Here is a 17,228-nt window from a genome sequence, read left to right as displayed (position 1 = left end):
CGGGGGAACTCAGTCCTTGCCGCGTCCGGCCCGAATGTCGAAGGCCCAGTTGTACCGGCGCACGATTTCGGTGATGCCGCCGCCGGGCTGCCCGGCCGGCGGGCGAATGAAGGTGCACTCGCGCCTGACCACCAGTTCGCCGTTGACGTTCTCGATGATCGCGAGCACCGCGTCCCGGGAGTCGTCGACGCAGCCGTCGAGGGTCATCTCGATCGGCACGCTGTTGACCGGGTAGAGCGTCGCGGTTGCCTGGACGCCCCGGAAGTCACGCGCGCCCTCGTACAGCGAGGTGAACACCAGGATGCGGCGGAAGAACCGGGTGAAATCGAGGTTGATGTCGAGGTTCTCGCCGGTGGCGCTCGAGCCGGTGCGGTCGTCCTGATCGAGCCGGATGAACGGCGGGTTCTGCAGGTCGCCGAACCGGCGGTCCAGGGCGCGCACCGAACCGATCGAGCCGTTCGCCAGCTCGTAGAAGCAGCACAGGTCCAGGTCGAGATTGCTCGCCTTGCGGCCGAACAGGCCGGTGCCGCGACTGGTGGTCCAGTTCAGGTTCACCCGCATGGTGCCGCCGGTCGCGCCGGACTTGGTCAGCGAGACGGTCGGCGCGTCCTTGGTCAGGGAGATCTTGGACAGATTGACCGGTGCGCCCTGCTGCGGCGGCGGTGCGTACCCCTGCTGAGGTGGCGGGGGTGCGTACTGCTGTTGCGGCGGGGGCGGCGGCGCGTACTGCGGCTGCGGCGGCTGGGTGTACTGCTGCGGCGGGGGTGCGTACTGCTGCTGCTGCGGCGGAGGCGGCGGCGGCGCGTACTGCGGCTGTGCCGGTTGGGTGTACGGCTGCGGGGGCGGTGGCGCGTACTGCTGCTGCGGAGGCGGCGGCGTGAACTGTTGCTGCTGCTGCGGCGGAGGCGGGGTGTACTGCTGGGTCGGGGCGGGCTCGCTGTCGACGGAGATGCCGAAATCGGTTGCCAGTCCCTCCAACCCGGTGTTGTAGCCCTGCCCGACCGCGCGGAACTTCCAGCTGCCCTGGCGGCGGTACAGCTCGCCCAGCACGAAGGCGGTCTCGGTGGTGGCGTCGCCGCTGGCGAATCGCGCCAGTTCGGCGCCATTGGCCGCGTCCAGCACGCGGACGTAGAGACCTTGGAATTGGCGGAAGGTGCCACCGGTCGCGGAGGCCGCGATCACGATGGTCTCGATCTGCGGTTCGACCTGGGACAGGTTCACCGACAACAGATCCAGCACGGTCTGCCCGTGCTGTTTACCCTCGTGCCGCACCGCGCCGGAGGGATGCACCGGCTGGTTGTAGAACACGAAGTCGTTGTCGGAACGGACCTTTCCGCTGACCAGCAGCAGCGCGGACGCATCCGCGTCGGGCACACCCGGCCCGGACTGCCAGCCCAACTCGATCCGAACCGCCCCCGCCGACACCGGAACGTTGGCGCCCTTCATCATCGACACACCTGCCAACCTATACGACACCGCCGCGAGTGCCGAGCCCAACCATCCAATTCCGCGAACGCGATCTCGCCCGGTCGTGCGGACCCGGTGGCGCGGGCCGATTCCCGGCCGCGCGGTTCAGGGTTCGACCAGGCCCGCGCGAATCGCGTAGCGGGTCAGCGCGAGCCGATCGCGCAGGCCGAGTTTGGCCAGGATGTTGGCGCGATGCCGGTCCACGGTCTTGGCGCTGATCACCAGGGTCGCGGCGATCTCGCGGGAGGAATGGCCCTCGGCGACGAGCTTGAGGATCTCCTCCTCGCGCGGGGTCAGCACGTTCTCCGGCGGGGCCGAGCCCTCCCGCGCGCGCTGCAGCCAATCGCGGATCAGCGAGGTCATCGCGCCCGGGTACAGGAACGGCTCGCCGCGCATGGTCGCGCGGCAGGCTTCGAGCAGATCGCGGTCGGCGACCGATTTCAGCACGTAGCCCGACGCACCGGCCTTGAGCGATTCGAAGAAGTACTGCTCGTTGTCGTACATCGACAGCATGAGGATGCGGACCTCGGGATGGTCCCGCGCGATCTCGCGGGCCGCCTGTATGCCGGTCATGCGCGGCATGGCGATGTCCAGGATGGCCAGATCGACGGGCACTTCGCCGAGGCGCTGCACGGCGTCGAAACCGTTGGCCGCCTCGGCGACCACGGTGAGATCGGGTTCGGCGTCGAGGATGAGCCGCAGGCCCGAGCGCACGAGCGCGTGATCGTCGGCGAGCAGGACGCGGGCTGGGGCGGCGCTGGGTGCGGTCATGGTCGGCTCTCGAAGTCGTTGCGGGGGATGGCGAGTCGCAGGACCGTGCCGTGGCCGGGCGGTGACTCGATGGACAGCACGGCGTCGATCAGCAGGGCGCGCTCGCGCATGCCGCGAATACCCGCGCCCTCACCGATGACGCCGCCGCGACCGTCGTCACGCACCCGCAGCACGAGGTGATCGTCCCGGGCATGCAGGCCGATGTGTACCTGGCGGGCGCCGGCGTGCCGGACGATATTGGTCAGGCCCTCCTGCGCGACGCGGTAGCAGACCAGCTCCACATCCGGCGACAGCCGCGGCAGCTGCCGGTCGATGTCGCGGGTGACCTCGAGCCCGGCGGCGGTGACCTCCCCGCACAGCGCGGCCAGGGCCGAGTGCAGGCCCAGATCCTCGAGAACGTCGGGGCGCAGGCGGCGGGCGATGCCGCGCACCTCGTCCAGGCAGCCGCGCACGGTCTCCTGCACCCCGTGCAGGTCGTCTGCCATCTCTGCCGGGGCGCGGTCTATCACCCGCTTCATGGAAAGCAAAGCGACGGTGAGACTTTGGCCGATCTCGTCGTGGAGTTCGCGGGCGATGCGCCGGCGCTCGCCCTCCTGGGCGGCCAGGGCCGAGGCGCTGGCGGCGGTGCGTTCGGATTCGAGCCGCTCGACCATGGCGTTGAAGGTGTCGATGAGATGGGCGAGATCGCCGTTGGGCGGACTGTCGACCCGTTCCCCGCGCCGCAGCGGATCGACCCGGCGCATGGACGCGATCAGGGCGTCCAGCGGCGCCAGGCTGGTGCGCAGCAGCACGGCGTTGGCGGCGAGGATGACGGCCAGCCCGATCAGCAGCACCGGGACCTCGGTCAGTCGCACGCGCGCGGACACGGTCGCCGGCGATACCGCCAGCACCAGCGTGCCCAGGGTGAACACCAGGCCGTTGATGAGGAATATCCGCCGGAACAGCGCACCGGCCGGGGTGCGGGTGTGCCGCCGGAAGAGGCCGAGACCTCGGGCGGGGCGATCCATACCCCTCAGTCTGGTCATGGCGGTGCGCGGTGTCCATCAGGCCGCGCACCCAACCGGCGCGAGCCCGGCCTACATAGTTTTCCCCACGCCATTTGGCTACTTCCGCCGATAGCCCCGCGAACCCTCTGCAACACAGACTGATCAGCGAAAACTGATTTCAGCGGGAGGTGAGCTGGGTATGGACATCGACCGCTCGACGGTCCCCGGCAGGGGCGTGCTGCACCACTGCGTCACGCGTGGCGGCGACCGATTCGCGGTACTGGCCGAGACGGACGGGGACCGGCATCTGCTGGTCTACGACCCCCGCTACGAGGAACCCGCGCATGCCATCGCGCTCGAGGTCGACGAGGCGGATCAGGTCGCCGATCTGCTGCACAGCTTCTCGCTGCCGGACCGGCTGGCCCGGCTCGAACAGCGCCTGGATCTGCTCACTCAGCGCCGGAGCAGACCATGACCACCACGTTCACCGCGCTGTACGCCCAAAAGGGTCCCGCCATGCAAGCACGCGATATCGCGATTCAACTCCCGACGGTCCGGATGGGTGATCCGGTGGTCAAGGCCATTCGGCTGATGGTCGTGCACCGGCTGCCCGGCATGATCGTGGTGGACGAGCAGGACCATCCGGTCGCGGTGCTGCCGGGGACCCAGGTGCTGAAGCTGGCGATTCCCAGTTCCTATCAGAACGATCCGGCGCTGGCCCGAACGATCGACGAGGTGCACGCGGAGCTGTTCTGGCTCGAGCCCGGTGGGTCCAGCGTGGGGGATTGCCTGCCCGCGCCGGCGGTGCGGCCCGCGACGGTGCAGCCGGACGCGACGCTGCTCGAGGTCGCGGCGGTGATGGCGCGCAAGCACAGTCCGCTGGTGGCGGTGGTGGATCGCGGTCGCCGCCTGGTCGGGGCCATCACGTTGGAACGACTGCTCATCAGCCTGGCCGTGGCCGGGCCGGACGAGTGATCCTGGCTCCGGCTCCCCGGCGAGGTCGGCGATGAATCAGATTCTGGCACTGACGATTTTCGTCGGTGCGTTCTGGTTCATCGCCACCGAGCGCGCCAACAAGGTCAAGACCGTGCTGGTGGCGGCCGCGCTCATGGCGGTGCTCGGACTGGTGCCGGGGGAGCGGATCTTCTACGACCCGCACGCGGGCATCGATTGGAACGTCATCTTCCTGCTGCTCGGGATGATGATCATCGTGGGGGTGGTCCGGCACACCGGGCTGTTCGACTATCTGGCCATCTGGGCCGCGAAACGCTCGCGCGGCAACCCTTTCCGGCTCATGGTGATGCTGATGGTGATCACCGGCATCGCCTCGCCGATCCTGGACAACGTCACGATCATCCTGCTGGTCGCGCCCGTCACCGTGGTGGTGTGCAACCGGCTGAGCATTCCCGCGCAGCCGTTTCTGATCGCGGAGGTGCTGGCCGCCAACATCGGCGGCGCGGCGACGCTGATCGGCGATCCGCCCAACATCATCATCGGCAGCCGGGCCGGGCTGACCTTCAACGACTTCCTGATTCATATGGCCCCGGCGGTCGCGGTGATCTTCGTTATCTTCGTCGCGTGCACGAAGCTGTTGTTCCGCAACGTCTTCCGGGAGTTGGATCCGCAGATCGAGGCGGTGATGGCGCTGCAGGAGCGGCGGGCGATCACCGATACGAAGCTGCTGACCCGCTCGCTGCTGGTGCTGACCGGCGTCGTGATCGGTTTCGGCCTGCATTCGGTGCTGCACGTGGCGCCCTCGATCATCGCCCTGCTCGGCGCGGGCGCGATGCTGCTGGTCTGTGACCTGGACATCGGTGATGTGCTGCGCGAGGTGGAGTGGGGCACCCTGGTGTTCTTCATGGGCCTGTTCGTGATGGTCGCGGGCCTGGTCCACACCGGCGTCATCGACCGTCTCGGCACCGCCGCCGCGGATGCGTTCGGCCACAACCCTTTCCTGGCCGCGACGATCCTGGTCTTCGGCTCCGCCGTGGTGGCCGCCTTCATCGACAACATCCCCTACACCACCACCATGGCCCCCGTGGTCGAGGAGCTGGCGGCCCAGGCCCCCGACCCCGCGACCGGCCAGGCCCTGTGGTGGTCCTTCGCCTTCGGCGCCGACTTCAGCGGCAACGGCACCGCCGTGGCCGCCAGCGCCAACGTGGTGGCCCTGGACATAGCGAAACGTGCGGGCCACCGAATAACCTTCTGGCACTTCACGAAGTACGGCGTGATAGTAACCGTGGTCTCGAGCGTCCTGGCCTGGCTCTACCTCTGGGCCCGCTACTTCTGACAGTATGTCGCCCGTATGCACTCCACCACCGATCCCGTCCGGACCACCATCGATCCCGCCCGGGACAGCCTCGAGGGTCTGTCCGTCGGCGACGCCCTCGGCGCCCAATTCTTCGTCCCCGGAACCTCTTTCCCCGATCTGCGCGCGGGCCGTCCACCCGCCGGCCCCTGGCCCTGGACCGACGACACCGAGATGGCCTGCTCGGTCTACCGCGAACTCCGCACCCACGGCCGCGTCGACCGAGACCGCCTGGCCGCCGGTTTCGCCGACCGCTGCGAACCGTATCGCGGCTACGGCGCGGGCACGGTCGTCGTCCTGCACGAGATCCGCGACGGCCGCCACTGGCGTGAAGCCGCTGCCGCCGCCTTCGCGGGCCGCGGCTCCTGGGGCAACGGCGCGGCCATGCGGGTCGCCCCGCTCGGCGCGTACTTCGCCGATTCCCCGGACCGGGCGGCGGCAGAGGCGGCCCTGTCCGCCGAGCTGACCCACGCCCACCCGGAAGCCATCCTCGGCGCGATGGCCGTCGCGGTGGCCGCCGCCCACGCAGCCGCGACGCGCGGGAAACCTTGCGCCCCAGCCGAACTCTTCGACGCGGTCGAGCCCTATCTGATCGACGGCCGCGTAGCCGCCGGTATCCGCCGAGCCCGCACCCTGCTGGGCAGATCGCTTCCGGAGGCGGCCTACGAACTGGGCAACGGCGCCCAGGTCTCCGCCCAGGACACTGTTCCCTTCACCCTCTGGGTCGCCGCCACCCACCTGACCGACTATCCGGCGGCCATCACCGCCTGCATCGAGGCGGGCGGTGACGCGGACACCACGGCCGCGATCGTCGGCGGCATCGTCGCGGCCAACACCGGCGTCTCCGCCATACCGCCCGCGTGGCTCGGCGCCCGCGAGCCACTTCCGCCCTGGTCTCTCACGGCGGGCTGACTCGGCCGCGATCGCACTCGATTCGTCGTGACACGCCGAACGGTCGCACGCAGTCGTCTCACCCTGGAGCCCGCGGCGGTGTGCGCCGAGCTGCCCTGTGGCTCAGTCGAGTTGGGCTATGCCGCAGTGGATCTGTTCGCGGAACTGGCCGGGGGTCAGGCCGGTCTCCTCCTTGAAGGCGCGGTAGAAGTGGCGGTCGTTGGCGAAGCCGCAGGCGGCGGCGGTGCCGGACATCGCGCGGGTCGGGTCGGCGCGCAGGAGGCGGCGGGCGTGTTCTATCCGCATCCGGCGGATGATGGCGCCGGGCTCGCCGAAGCCGGCGCACACCCGGTAGAGGGTGCGGCGCGAGATCAGGCAGGCACGGGCGATGTCGTCGACCGTCAGATCGGGGTTGGCGAAGTGTTTGCGGATGTGAGCGAGGATTTGCTGCCGCATGTGCTGGGCCTCGGTGTGGGTGGGGGCGGCGCTGCCCGAGGCCAGCAGCACCGCCGAGGCGAGCATGCCGGGCGCGTCACTCGCCAGCACCGTGACCGCCCTGTCTACTTCTCCGGTCGGCAGTTCGGCCAGACTGCGGAAGAAGCCCGCGATCACGCCCAGCCCGCCGGTGGCGGCAATCGCTGCGGCGGTGGGCAATTGCTCGCGATTGAGCCCCGCGTGATCGAGCACCAGCTGCATCGGCGCGCGCACCATGGCCGAGACGTTGTTGTTGCTGGTGTGGCTCTCTAGCGGCAGCCCGCTGTCGAAGAACGCGATGGTGCCGGGCGTCGACACCGCGACCCGACCGGCCTGTTCGGTCCAGTTCGTGCCCTCGAGCACGATGTTCACCAGCAGGAACTCCTCGGACGACCGCGCGACGTGCTTCGGTGTTCGCAATGCGCGCTGCGCGCCCGCCCGCATGCGCGAGACCGCGAAGTTGTCGAACTGCGCACTGCTCAACTGCCCACGCCAGGGCCCCTTGTTCAGCGGTTCGAGCACCGAGGGCGCGACGGCGTCCGCCATCACCGCCTCCCACTGTTCGAAGGCCTGCTGCGGCGGGGTGGTCGGTGACGACGAGACCTCTACGGCGCCGACGACGGTTTGCTCCACGCTGGCATTTTCTCACCGCGCCTGTGCCAGCAACCATGTTTCGGGCAGTTGGGTGTTCGCCAGGTGCCGACCAAGCGGTTTGTTCGGCGCGCTTCGGGGCGGACACTTGCGGACAGGGTATTCGCAAAGAATGTCTTGATCATTACGAATGTCGTTATGCTGGAGGACAAGCCGTCCGCACGCAGCCGCACGGTCGTACACCGAGGGTCCGGTAATCCGATGGGGGAGGACCCGCTCCGAGAGCGGATCGGTCTTGGATATGAACGAATGCGACCTGCGGCAGTTGGAGATCACGCTCCCCTTCCCGCCGCGACCACATCTTTCCGGCGCACGCGCGCAACGTCACGCCCAGCACTGGGCCACCCGATTCGGGTTGCTCGCCGACGAACGCGCACACCGGCGCTTCGAATCGCTCGGTTACGGCCGCTTCGCTTCGTACTGGTGCTCCGGTGCGAGTTTTGCGGATCTGGTCCTGCTGGCCGAATGGATAACGCTCTTCTTCATTTTCGATGATCTTCAGGATGCCGCCGTCTCGGAACAGCGCGCCGGCGAGTACGACAGCCTGCGCTACCGCGCCCTGGACGTCATCCACCGCCGCCCCGGCTCCGGCGCGGCCGAATCCCCGGTCATCGCAGCACTGGAAAACCTGTGCGATCGCACCTATCCGCGCCAAACACCATCTGCCGCAAGACGATTCGCCCTGAACTTGGAAATCTGGCTGATGGGCCACGCCCGCGAGAACGCCTTCCGTGCCAGCTCGACCGTCCCCGGCCCCGCCGAATACCCCCGCCTGCGCCGCGACGCCTGCACGGTGCTGCCGACCGTCGATCTCGCCGAGATCGCCGAGCGCGCGATCGTCCCCGACGCCCTCTACTTCGGCCCGGCCTACCAGGAGATCATCGCGACGACCGCGGACCTCATGTGCTGGATCAACGACCTGCACTCCTTGGCCGTCGAAACCGAGACCGCCGACCCCATCAACCTCGTCACGGTTCTGCGCAGCCACCGCCGGCTGTCCCTGCCCGAGGCCGTCGACGCGGTCCGGGCGATGATCGCCGACCGCGTCGCGGACAACCTCGCCGCCGTCGCAGCGATCCGCCCGGAAATGGACGAGTTGCAACTGTCCCCCCAGGTGCGCAACGCCGTCCTGCGCTGTGTTCGCGACTGCCAGTCCGCGACCGCGGGCATGGAACTGTGGGATCGCACCGACACGGTGCGTTTTCTGGGTGCGGCTCCGGCCCGCCATCTGTCCTCGCACTGCTGAGCCGGCCGAGACGCCGATCGGGAGGCGCGATCCGCGCCTCCCGATCCGGCTCGGTCCTCGTCAGTCGTTGCCGAGTGCCTTCTTCACCTTGCCGACCGCGCCGCTGACGGCGTCCTTGACGTCCTCGGCCGCGTCCTTGAGTCCGGCGGTGAGCTGATCACCCTTGCCCTCGGCCTCCAGGTCCTTGTCGTCGGTGATCTTGCCGGCGGCTTCCTTGGCCTTGCCGCCCAGCTCCTCGGCCTTGTTATCGATCTTGTCGCTCAGAGACATCGGAACCTCCGTTGTCGATTGGCTGTGCCCGGGACGGGGCACATTCCTTAAGACAGCAGACTTGGCGGTATGTCACTCAGCAACTTCTGAGACAACGGTCACAGATAATGCTGCGTGAGAGTTCTTCCTCGCCCGGGTCTATTCGATGAACGGTTAGGAGGCGGCGTGAGCACTACCGATGCCGGAGTCGAGGCGGAACTCGATGATGCGACCCTGGTCAGCCGAGTGCGCGACGGTGATATTCGAAGCTACGAGCAGCTGGTGCTCCGCTACCAAGGGGCAATGTTCCGGCTCGCGGCCAAGATGCTCGCCGATCAGACCGAGGCGCAGGACGTCGTCCAGGACGTCTTCCTCACCGCCTGGCGACGCCTGGGCCAGCTCGAGGACGACTCCGCCTTCGTCGGCTGGCTCTACCGCGCCACCACGAACCGTTGCCTGAACGTGCTGCGCAAGCGGCAACCGACCACCGATATCGACCCCGACACCACCGTGTCCCCGCAGCGCGAACTGCGCCCGGAACACGCGGTGCAGGTGAACAGCCAAATGGAGGCCCTGACCGTGGCACTGCAGCAGCTCACCCCCGAGCAGCGGGCGTGCTGGCTGCTGCGCGAGGTGCACGGCCGCTCGTACGAGGAGATCGGTGAGATCGTCGGCGCGAACGTCACCGCGGTGCGCGGGCGCATCGCCCGGGCCCGTGCGCAATTGGCGGAGGTGATGAAGGCGTGGCGATGACGAACGCGACCGACACGGACGAGGACTATCTGCTGCCCTGTGGCCGCGGTATGGAACAGGTGTGGCGACGCCTGGACGCCGTGCGCCTGGGCAACGCCGACGCACACGAGTCGCGGTGCGCGGACTGCCGGGCTGCGCGCGAGAGTCTGCTCGCGTTGCGTACGGCGACCCAGGAACTCATCACCGAACCGGACCCGCCGCCCCCGGACCTGTTCGGCCGCATCATGTCCGTCGTGCGCGCCGAGGTGCGCCGCGGGCAGACACTCGAACTGCCCACCGCGCACGCGGGCAGCGTGCAGGTCAGCGAGCAGGCGGTCGCGGCGGTCGTACGCTTCGCCGCCGACACCGTGCCCGGTGTCCGCGCGCGGCGCTGCCGGATTCGCAGTGTCGGCACCGCGCCGGACGGCGAGAACATCGTCGAGATCAGCATCGCGATCGCGGTCCGGATGCGCGGCGGCAGCGTCGAGGGCATCGTGCCGCAGGTGCGCGGGCGGGTCGCGACCGCCGTCGCGGCGCGCGCCGGGCTGCTGCTCGGCCGGCTCGATGTGACCGTCGCGGATGTCTACCAGGAGAGGGATCGGTGACGGCTCTGAGCGCCGAACACGAAATCGTCGTCTCGGACGCGGTCATCGCCGGTGTGGCGGCGCGCGCGGCCGCCGCGGTGCCGGGCGTGGTCCGCCTCGAACCGGGTCTGCGCGGCATGGTCGCGGGCTGGGCGCGTTCGGGCAAACAGCTGTTGCGCGGGCAGGAGTCGCTCGCGGGTGACGGTGTCCGCGTGGAGAAGACGACCGATGGCGGCCGCGCCATCCGGGTGGATGTCTCGCTCGGCGGTGACGGCCGGGCGGCGGAGGTGGGCGCGGCGATTCAGCGCGCGGTCACCGGCGCGGTGCTCGAGCACACCGGTGTCCGGATCGAGCAGGTGTCGGTCGTGATCATCGATATCGAACCGGGGGGCGTGTGACCGCGGAGCTGATCGAGGCGATAGTCGGCGCGATAGAGGAGGTGCAGGGCTTACGACCGGCGACACCGTTCGGAATCGAGGCCGTCAGCTGGCTGCCACGCGGCGGCGGCAAGGCGTACGCGGTGGATCTGAACCGGGATGTGGTCGAGATTCGGCTGGCGGCAAGCGTTTTGCCGTTGCCGCCGCTGTTGGCCTCGCTCACCGGCGCGGTCCGCCCGCTGCTGGCCGGCACCGATTTCGCGACCGCGACGGTGCGCCTGCGGATCGTCGAACTCGATCCGGCGGCTTTCAACGACACCAACGAGATCAGGAGGACGACATGACCGGAACCAGCACCGAGAAGCCCGCTGCGAAGACCGCGCCCGCCGAGCACGAGGGCGCGACGCGCAAGGGCACGAACTCCACCGAGTTGGTGACCGATCAGGGCACCACCAGCATCGCGGACATCGTGGTGCAGAAGATCGCCGGTCTGGCCGCCCGCGAGGTGCGCGGCGTGCACGCGCTCGGCGGCGGCGCCGCCCGTGCGTTCGGCGCGATCCGGGATCGCATCCCGGGCGCGTCCGCCAGTGTGGGGCAGGGTGTTTCGGTCGAGGTCGGCGAGAAACAGGCCGCCGTGGATCTGGAACTGGTCATCGAGTACGGCGTGTCGATCACCGAACTGGCGAAGGTCGTGCGCCGCAACGTCATCAACGCCATCGAGCAGATGACCGGCCTCGAGGTCGTCGAGGTCAACATCAACATCAATGACGTCTACATCCCCGAGGACGATGACGACGCCCCCGAGTCCGGCTCCAATCGCGTTCAGTAATCATCCGTTCCCCGTCAGGAGTCGCAGATGAACGCCACAACGACCTGTCTGGCCGTGGGTCTCGCGCTCGGATTCGCCATGGCCTTCGGCGGTTTCGGCGCGTTCGCCATCGTGCTGGTGTTCGCGGGCCTCGGCCTGCTGGTGGGCCGCTGGCTCGACGGCGCGATCGACGTCGCCGGAATGCTGCGGTCGGTGCAGGACCGGGGCAGGCGATGACGGTGGCGGTGGAGCTGCCGGGATCCACCACCGTGAGCGACCGCGCGGTGCGCCGCATAGCCGAGCGCGCCGCCACCGAGGTCGACGGGGTGGCGGCCGCGGTCAGCGTCGACGCGCTGGTCACCGCGGACACCACCGCGCTGCGGGTGCGGTTGCCGGTGCGCTATCCGCTGCCGGTGGCGCGGGTCGCCGAGTCGTGCCGCGCGCACCTGGTCGAACGGGTGGCGGAGCTGGCCGGCCTACGGGTCACCGGCGTCGACATCGCGGTGTCCGCCATGGTGGTCGAGTCCGCGGCGGTCGAGTCCGCCGCGCCGGAGCCGCGCCGGCGGGTGCTGTGATCCGCCGGTCACGCCGCGCGGGCGCGGCCGTGCTGGTGGCGCTGGTCCTGCTGGCACTGTGCGTGGCGGTGATCGTCTCACTCGCGCAGCGCCTTTCAGGTTCGGGGCAGTATCTGTCCTACGACAGCGTCGCCACCCGCCTGCACGGCACCGACTGGGGTGATCCGGTGGTGCTCGCGGTCGGCATCGTCCTCGTGCTGGCCGGTCTGGCCTTGATCGCCGTCGCCGCGGCCCCCGGCCGTGCGGTGGTCGTGCCGTTGCGCACGCTGGATCACGGTGGCGGCGCGGGCATCGAGCGCCGCAGCCTGCGGACGGCGGTGCGGCGGTCGGTCACTTCGGTGCCCGGGGTGGGTTCCGCTCGAATAAAGATGCACGGCAACACTATTCGTGTCTCCGGTGTCTCGGATCGAACCGAGGTGGCCGATCTGCCGGACACGGTCGACCGTGCGGTCGCCGATGCTTTCGAGCGCGTGGGCGCGGTGTCCGCGCCCGACGTGCGCGCTCGGTTCCGTCCCGCGAACACCGGAGGCTCCCGATGACCGCCGTGAACCGCCCGGCCCGTCTCAATCGCACCCTGCTCGCGGTCATCGGCGTCCTTCTGGTGGCGGCCGGTGCGTATCTGATTGCGGCGCAGCGCGGTTGGCTTGGCTGGGTGCACCGCTCGGACGCGCTCACCCCCGGCGACGCCGCGCCGCGGCGCTGGGTCTTCTACCTCACCATCGTCGGGGCCGCCGTACTCGCCCTGCTCTGCCTGCGCTGGCTCGCCGCTCAGTTCTTCCGCATGCCGACCGCCGTGGAATGGCAACTGACCGAAGCCGATTCCCCGGATGCCACGACACTGTCCTCGGCCGTGGCCGCCGCTGCCGTGGCCGCGGACATCGAATCGCTGGCGGGGGTCGAATCCGCCGCCGCCTGGCTCACCGGCCCCACCCGCGCCCCGGAACTGCACCTGATCCTGACCGTCGCTCCGGATGCCGACGTCACCGAACTGCGCGGGCGCATCGACGACGAGGCCGTGGCTCGCCTGCGCCAGGCACTCGCGGTACCCGCCATCGCGGTGGCGACGGAGGTGCGCCTGAGCGAGAACCGCGCCCGCGTGCGCTGAGCGCCGGCGGGCGCGCGCCGGCGGTGTTTCGGGTATCGCGCGTCAGGCGGTGGCCGGAAGTTTGTATCGCGCGCAGAGTTTGGTCCACGCGTAGTTGCCGTGCACCCACCCGCGCAGACTGCGCGCGATTCGCCGCTCGCCCGCGCTCAGTTCCGGCAACGCGGCCAGCGTCGCGATCTGCTCGCGCTGGCGCTCCAGCAACTTCGTGTACAGCGCCACGATCTCGGCCAGCGCGCCGGTCAGATTCGTCTCCGCGCGCAGCACGGTGACGGCGTTGAGCGAGTCGTCTTCCTTGACCACGGAGTAGAGATCGTTCACTATCGCGCACAGCATGGCGCTGGTCTGGCGGACCTCGCGGAAGCGGCGCAGATGCGTGTCCTCGATCTCGCCCCAGGCCAGATCGAGCAGATCGAAGGGCGGGAACAGCCCGATGCTGAGAGTTCGCAGATACCAGTAGGCCTCGGGCGAGGGCATCAGCGCCATCTGCCGGTACGGCATCTCGAAGAGGCAGCCGTGGAAGAACAGCGTCATACTGGTCGCGAAGCGATCCAGCCAGGCGTCGCTGGCCAGGCGTGCGCACTGCTCACGTAAATCACTGAGCGCCAATAGGTATGGATTATCGATGGGCGCCTGCCCGCCACGCAGGACGCGCTCGCAGGCGTCGAAGATCTCGATGGCCGCGGTCGGGTCCGCGCCCTCGCCGTACTCGTCGTCGAAGACGAACATCCAGCCGATCAGCTTGGCGGCGATCTCGACCACCTGCGCGGGTGCGTCCGGCAGCGCGTAGGCCGCGCAACTCCAGCAGCAGGTCTGTTCGAAGTGCCCGCCCCCGTCGATGCCGTGCCGGCGGGCCCAGCGCAGGACCGAGGTGTGGACCTGTTCCATGTGGGGGCTCGGGAAAACTCTCTCGTGCGGCAGGCACTCGACAGCCGCCAGAATTTCCTTCATCTGGGTGTGTGACTTCATGGTGGTTCCTCACTGTCCTCGAGCGAATTTCCTGGTCGGCTCGAGGGCTCGAATCGCACCGGCGTGCGCAGCCGATCGGCCGGCACGTCAGCTATCGGATCGGGCCATCACCTGCTGCGGCGCTTGCGGTTCGCGTGGCAGGACGGGGATGACCGGCAACCGAGGAGGGGGAGAGGCGTGGAAGAGAGGTACGAGAACGTCGGACTATATGACGGCTCCAGGCATAGGCGGATCTGCTCCGGCGTTCGATCCGGCCCCGACGGTGCACTCACAGCAACGCGCTGAGTCGCTGGACCGCACTTCCCGCATCATTCGCCCGAGAAATCCATTGTCCCTCACGTGCGTTCACCTCGAGAAAATAACTGGGTTTTCGAAGCGGTAACGACCCGGCCCGGGACATCGCCGACCGGTTCGGCGCGGGGTGGGCGAACGGGTTGCCGGCGGTTGGCCGGATGAAACAGTGAAGAGCACAACGGTATTCGAACACATCGGGTCCGCGAAATACGGTTAATAAGATCAAGAAGTTGTTACCGCCCGCCCCGGTAACCGCCGTGACGGCTGCCGTTGTCCTTCGCGAACGCGGGGTGAACGCTGTGCGATGTGATGCTCCGGCGACCGGCGGGCGTGCTCGATCCGGCCGCGCCGCAAGATCTTTGAGGGTGATTGCGGCGCTTTCCGCTGGCTGCGAGGGCCTTTGGGCAAACGCTCGGCACACGTGCCCGGTGTGCGCGCCCGCGCGGCGTGCCGAACGAGCCAACTCGGGGCATCCGCGCGAGGATTTCCGGCGCTGTCGTCCGTGCCGCGCCGGACACCCCTGGCAGGCCGCCGGTAGCCGCGGTGACGGACGGGCCCGCGACGAACGGCGCCGCCCGGTAGTGCTTCCCGGGCGGCGCGTGCGGAGTGCGTGGATCAGCTCGTGGCGGCGAAGGGTGTTCCCGCGGCCACGACGGCGCCCCGATTCGGATGGGACCACAGACCGCGGCGTTCCAGGATCGGCAGCACGCCCTCACCGAACCAGTACGCCTCCTCCAGATGCGGATAGCCCGAGAGTACGAAGTGGTCGATGCCGATCTCGGCGTACTCGGTGAGCCGGTCGGCCACTTCCTCGTGCGAGCCCACCAGCGCCGTGCCCGCGCCGCCGCGGACCAGTCCGACCCCGGCCCACAGGTTGGGTGCGATCTCGAGGCCGTCGGTGCTGCCGCCGTGCAGCGCGGCCATGCGGCGCTGCCCCTCGGATTCGCTCTGCGCGAGCGAGGCCTGCACGCGCTCGATCTCACCCGGCGCGATGCCCGCGAGCAGCTTGCCCGCCTCGGCCCAGGCTTCGGCGGCGGTGTCGCGGCTGATCACGTGGATGCGCAGGCCGTAGTCGAGGGTGCGGCCCTCGAGCGCGGCCAGGGTGCGAATCCAGTCGATCTTCTTGCCTACCGCGTCCAGCGGCTCACCCCAGGTGAGGTAGGTGTCGGCGTACCGGGCGGCGACGGGTCCCGCGGCGGGGGAGGACCCGCCGAAGAACACCGGCGGGATCGGGTCGGGCCGGCTGCTCAGCAGCGCCTGGCGCACGCGGATGTGCTCACCCTCGAAGTCGATCGGCTCGGTGTTGGTCCACAGCGAGCGCACCACCTCGAGGAATTCCCCGGTGCGCGCGTAGCGCTGCTCCTTGTCCAGGAAGTCGCCGTAGGCCTGCTGTTCGCGCGGCTCGCCGCCGGTCACCACGTTGAGCAGAAGTCTTCCGCGCGAATGCCTTTGGTAGGTCGCGGCCATCTGCGCGGTGAGCGTGGGACTGACCAGCCCCGGGCGCAGCGCGACCAGGAACTTGAGCGTCTCGGTGGTCTCCACGAGCATGGCCGTGGTCAGCCACGCGTCCTCGCACCACGCGCCGGTCGGGGTCAGCACGGCCTCGAAGCCGTTGTCCTCGGCCGCGGCCGAGAGTTGGTTCAGGTAGCGCAGACTCGCGGGCCGGCTGCCGGACATGAACGAGCCGTGCCCGCCCGCGACCAGACCGCGCGAGTCACCGTAGGTGGGCAGGAACCAATGGAAGGAAAGCTTGCTCACTGCTGGAACCTCCGATCGACGAACTTCGCGAAATCGACCTTGCCGGGGATGGCCTTGGCCTCGGTGAACGCGTCGGCGATCTGCTGCTCGGAGGCGATCACCGCGTCGGTGAGGGTGATGGGCTGCTTGATCGAGCGGGTCCAGGTGACCTGCGCCGCGGCGGGGCTGATCTGGGTCAGCTCGGCGTATTTGGCGCTCCACTCGGCGACGTTGTTCTGTGACCAGGTGGTGGCGGCGGCGTAGCGCTTCAGGAAGTCCTCGATGGCCTTGGACTTGCCCGCGTCGGCCAGCGCCTTGTCGCCGCTGACCCAGAAGTTGTTGCCGTTGCCGACGGTGTCCGCGGCCACGATCTGCTTGGCCCCGGCCTCCTGCTCGGCGATGGCGGTGTACGGATCCCAGATCGCCCAGGCGGCCACGTCGCCGCGCTTGAACGCGGTGTAGCCGTCGCCGGGGGCGAGGTACACCGGCTCGATGTCCTTCAGGCCCAGGCCGGCCTTCTCCAGCGAGAGCAGCAGCAGGGCGTTGGCCGAGCTGCCCTTGAACACCGCGACGCGCTTGCCCTTCAGGTCGGCGACGGAGGTGATCGGCGAATCCTTGCCCACGAGAATGGCATCGCCCTTGCCGGTGGCCGCGAGCGCGCCGATGACCTTGACGTCGGCCTTGGCCGCCGCGCCGAAGATGGGCGGGGTGTTGCCGGTCTGGGCGAGATCGATGCCGCCCGCGCTGGCCGCTTCCACCAGCGGCAGTCCGGCGGTGAAGGTCGAGAATTCGATCTTGTACGGCAGGTTCTCCAGCTGGCCGGACGCCTTGAGCAGCACCTCGATCGAAATCGCCTTCTGGTCACCGACTTTCAGCGTCACGGCGCTCAGGTCGACCGGTTTGCCGGTGTCCTGCGGCGCGTCGTCGCTGCCGCAGCCGGTGACCGCGAGCGACAGGGTGGCGGCCACCACGAGGGCAGCCGAACGGAACAACTTCTTCACAGCGAT

At 69.1% G+C, this 17,228-nt stretch carries 22 protein-coding genes; 14 read left to right on the top strand and 8 right to left on the bottom strand.

Annotated elements, in window-relative coordinates:
* Positions 1-9: 9 nt before the first annotated feature.
* The 3 genes from ABZ319_RS25135 to ABZ319_RS25125 form a co-directional block, all read right to left on the bottom strand.
* On the bottom strand, positions 10-1,449 hold the full coding sequence (locus ABZ319_RS25135; RefSeq protein ID WP_354988943.1) for a TerD family protein: 1,440 nt from the start codon (positions 1,447-1,449) through the stop codon (positions 10-12).
* A 123-nt stretch (positions 1,450-1,572) separates the two neighbouring features.
* Complete coding sequence (locus ABZ319_RS25130; RefSeq protein ID WP_354988931.1) at positions 1,573-2,238, bottom strand: response regulator transcription factor; 666 nt, start codon at positions 2,236-2,238, stop codon at positions 1,573-1,575.
* The gene (locus tag ABZ319_RS25125) at positions 2,235-3,245 is read right to left on the bottom strand and encodes a histidine kinase (RefSeq protein ID WP_354988930.1); all 1,011 of its coding nucleotides are present in this window, start codon (positions 3,243-3,245) and stop codon (positions 2,235-2,237) included. Before ABZ319_RS25125 ends, ABZ319_RS25130 begins: the two co-directional genes overlap by 4 nt.
* Before the next feature lie 178 nt (positions 3,246-3,423).
* On the opposite strand from ABZ319_RS25125, the gene ABZ319_RS25120 reads away from it, so the two are divergent.
* The 4 genes from ABZ319_RS25120 to ABZ319_RS25105 are packed head-to-tail and all read left to right on the top strand — an operon-like array spanning position 3,424 to position 6,444.
* The gene (locus tag ABZ319_RS25120; protein WP_354988929.1) at positions 3,424-3,699 is read left to right on the top strand and encodes a hypothetical protein; all 276 of its coding nucleotides are present in this window, start codon (positions 3,424-3,426) and stop codon (positions 3,697-3,699) included.
* The gene (locus ABZ319_RS25115) at positions 3,696-4,199 is read left to right on the top strand and encodes a CBS domain-containing protein (protein ID WP_354988928.1); all 504 of its coding nucleotides are present in this window, start codon (positions 3,696-3,698) and stop codon (positions 4,197-4,199) included. The genes ABZ319_RS25120 and ABZ319_RS25115 overlap by 4 nt, the downstream gene beginning before the upstream one ends.
* A 31-nt stretch (positions 4,200-4,230) precedes the next feature.
* The gene (locus ABZ319_RS25110; RefSeq protein WP_354988927.1) at positions 4,231-5,514 is read left to right on the top strand and encodes an ArsB/NhaD family transporter; all 1,284 of its coding nucleotides are present in this window, start codon (positions 4,231-4,233) and stop codon (positions 5,512-5,514) included.
* 15 nt (positions 5,515-5,529) lie between these two features.
* Positions 5,530-6,444 (top strand): ADP-ribosylglycohydrolase family protein, encoded by a 915-nt coding sequence (locus ABZ319_RS25105; protein ID WP_354988926.1) that lies wholly within the window; start codon positions 5,530-5,532, stop codon positions 6,442-6,444.
* A gap of 102 nt (positions 6,445-6,546) precedes the next feature.
* Here ABZ319_RS25105 and ABZ319_RS25100 read toward each other — a convergent pair whose 3' ends face one another.
* Positions 6,547-7,530, bottom strand: a complete 984-nt coding sequence (locus ABZ319_RS25100) for an AraC family transcriptional regulator (RefSeq protein ID WP_354988925.1) — start codon at positions 7,528-7,530, stop codon at positions 6,547-6,549.
* Between the two features lie 259 nt (positions 7,531-7,789).
* Here ABZ319_RS25100 and ABZ319_RS25095 point away from each other — a divergent pair, with 259 nt between their 5' ends.
* Positions 7,790-8,794 (top strand): hypothetical protein, encoded by a 1,005-nt coding sequence (locus tag ABZ319_RS25095; protein WP_354988924.1) that lies wholly within the window; start codon positions 7,790-7,792, stop codon positions 8,792-8,794.
* Between the two features lie 60 nt (positions 8,795-8,854).
* Here the strand turns inward: ABZ319_RS25095 and ABZ319_RS25090 are convergent, their stop codons facing one another.
* Positions 8,855-9,064, bottom strand: coding sequence for a CsbD family protein (locus tag ABZ319_RS25090; RefSeq protein WP_354988923.1), 210 nt, complete (start codon positions 9,062-9,064; stop codon positions 8,855-8,857).
* 165 nt (positions 9,065-9,229) lie between these two features.
* On the opposite strand from ABZ319_RS25090, the gene ABZ319_RS25085 reads away from it, so the two are divergent.
* Genes ABZ319_RS25085 through ABZ319_RS25045 form a run of 9 tightly spaced genes read left to right on the top strand, consistent with a single transcriptional unit; the run spans position 9,230 to position 13,224 of the window.
* Positions 9,230-9,796: a sigma-70 family RNA polymerase sigma factor gene (locus ABZ319_RS25085; protein WP_354988922.1), complete on the top strand. Its 567-nt coding sequence runs from the start codon at positions 9,230-9,232 to the stop codon at positions 9,794-9,796.
* Positions 9,793-10,380 carry an Asp23/Gls24 family envelope stress response protein gene (locus ABZ319_RS25080; protein WP_354988921.1) on the top strand — a complete coding sequence of 196 codons (588 nt, stop codon included), beginning with the start codon at positions 9,793-9,795 and terminating at the stop codon, positions 10,378-10,380. The genes ABZ319_RS25085 and ABZ319_RS25080 overlap by 4 nt, the downstream gene beginning before the upstream one ends.
* Complete coding sequence (locus ABZ319_RS25075; RefSeq protein WP_354988920.1) at positions 10,377-10,757, top strand: Asp23/Gls24 family envelope stress response protein; 381 nt, start codon at positions 10,377-10,379, stop codon at positions 10,755-10,757. Before ABZ319_RS25080 ends, ABZ319_RS25075 begins: the two co-directional genes overlap by 4 nt.
* Positions 10,754-11,080 carry a hypothetical protein gene (locus ABZ319_RS25070; protein WP_354988919.1) on the top strand — a complete coding sequence of 109 codons (327 nt, stop codon included), beginning with the start codon at positions 10,754-10,756 and terminating at the stop codon, positions 11,078-11,080. The genes ABZ319_RS25075 and ABZ319_RS25070 overlap by 4 nt, the downstream gene beginning before the upstream one ends.
* Entirely contained in the window at positions 11,077-11,565 is a 489-nt protein-coding gene (locus ABZ319_RS25065) for an Asp23/Gls24 family envelope stress response protein (protein WP_354988918.1), read from the top strand. Before ABZ319_RS25070 ends, ABZ319_RS25065 begins: the two co-directional genes overlap by 4 nt.
* 27 nt (positions 11,566-11,592) lie before the next feature.
* Entirely contained in the window at positions 11,593-11,781 is a 189-nt protein-coding gene (locus tag ABZ319_RS25060) for a hypothetical protein (RefSeq protein ID WP_354988917.1), read from the top strand.
* Entirely contained in the window at positions 11,778-12,119 is a 342-nt protein-coding gene (locus ABZ319_RS25055; RefSeq protein WP_354988916.1) for an Asp23/Gls24 family envelope stress response protein, read from the top strand. The genes ABZ319_RS25060 and ABZ319_RS25055 overlap by 4 nt, the downstream gene beginning before the upstream one ends.
* The gene (locus ABZ319_RS25050) at positions 12,116-12,658 is read left to right on the top strand and encodes a DUF6286 domain-containing protein (RefSeq protein ID WP_354988915.1); all 543 of its coding nucleotides are present in this window, start codon (positions 12,116-12,118) and stop codon (positions 12,656-12,658) included. The genes ABZ319_RS25055 and ABZ319_RS25050 overlap by 4 nt, the downstream gene beginning before the upstream one ends.
* Entirely contained in the window at positions 12,655-13,224 is a 570-nt protein-coding gene (locus ABZ319_RS25045; protein WP_354988914.1) for an alkaline shock response membrane anchor protein AmaP, read from the top strand. Before ABZ319_RS25050 ends, ABZ319_RS25045 begins: the two co-directional genes overlap by 4 nt.
* A gap of 42 nt (positions 13,225-13,266) precedes the next feature.
* Here the strand turns inward: ABZ319_RS25045 and ABZ319_RS25040 are convergent, their stop codons facing one another.
* From ABZ319_RS25040 to ABZ319_RS25030, 3 genes are all read right to left on the bottom strand, one after another.
* Positions 13,267-14,190: a terpene synthase family protein gene (locus tag ABZ319_RS25040; protein WP_354988913.1), complete on the bottom strand. Its 924-nt coding sequence runs from the start codon at positions 14,188-14,190 to the stop codon at positions 13,267-13,269.
* Between the two features lie 909 nt (positions 14,191-15,099).
* Positions 15,100-16,242: an LLM class flavin-dependent oxidoreductase gene (locus ABZ319_RS25035; RefSeq protein ID WP_354988912.1), complete on the bottom strand. Its 1,143-nt coding sequence runs from the start codon at positions 16,240-16,242 to the stop codon at positions 15,100-15,102.
* The gene (locus ABZ319_RS25030; protein WP_354988942.1) at positions 16,239-17,177 is read right to left on the bottom strand and encodes an ABC transporter substrate-binding protein; all 939 of its coding nucleotides are present in this window, start codon (positions 17,175-17,177) and stop codon (positions 16,239-16,241) included. The genes ABZ319_RS25035 and ABZ319_RS25030 overlap by 4 nt, the downstream gene beginning before the upstream one ends.
* Positions 17,178-17,228 lie beyond the last annotated feature (51 nt).

Source organism: Nocardia sp. NPDC005978 (genome assembly GCF_040614455.1).
GTDB lineage: Bacteria > Actinomycetota > Actinomycetes > Mycobacteriales > Mycobacteriaceae > Nocardia.
The sequence above is the reverse complement of the archived record's forward strand: the minus strand, read 5'-3'. Positions and strand labels throughout refer to the sequence as shown.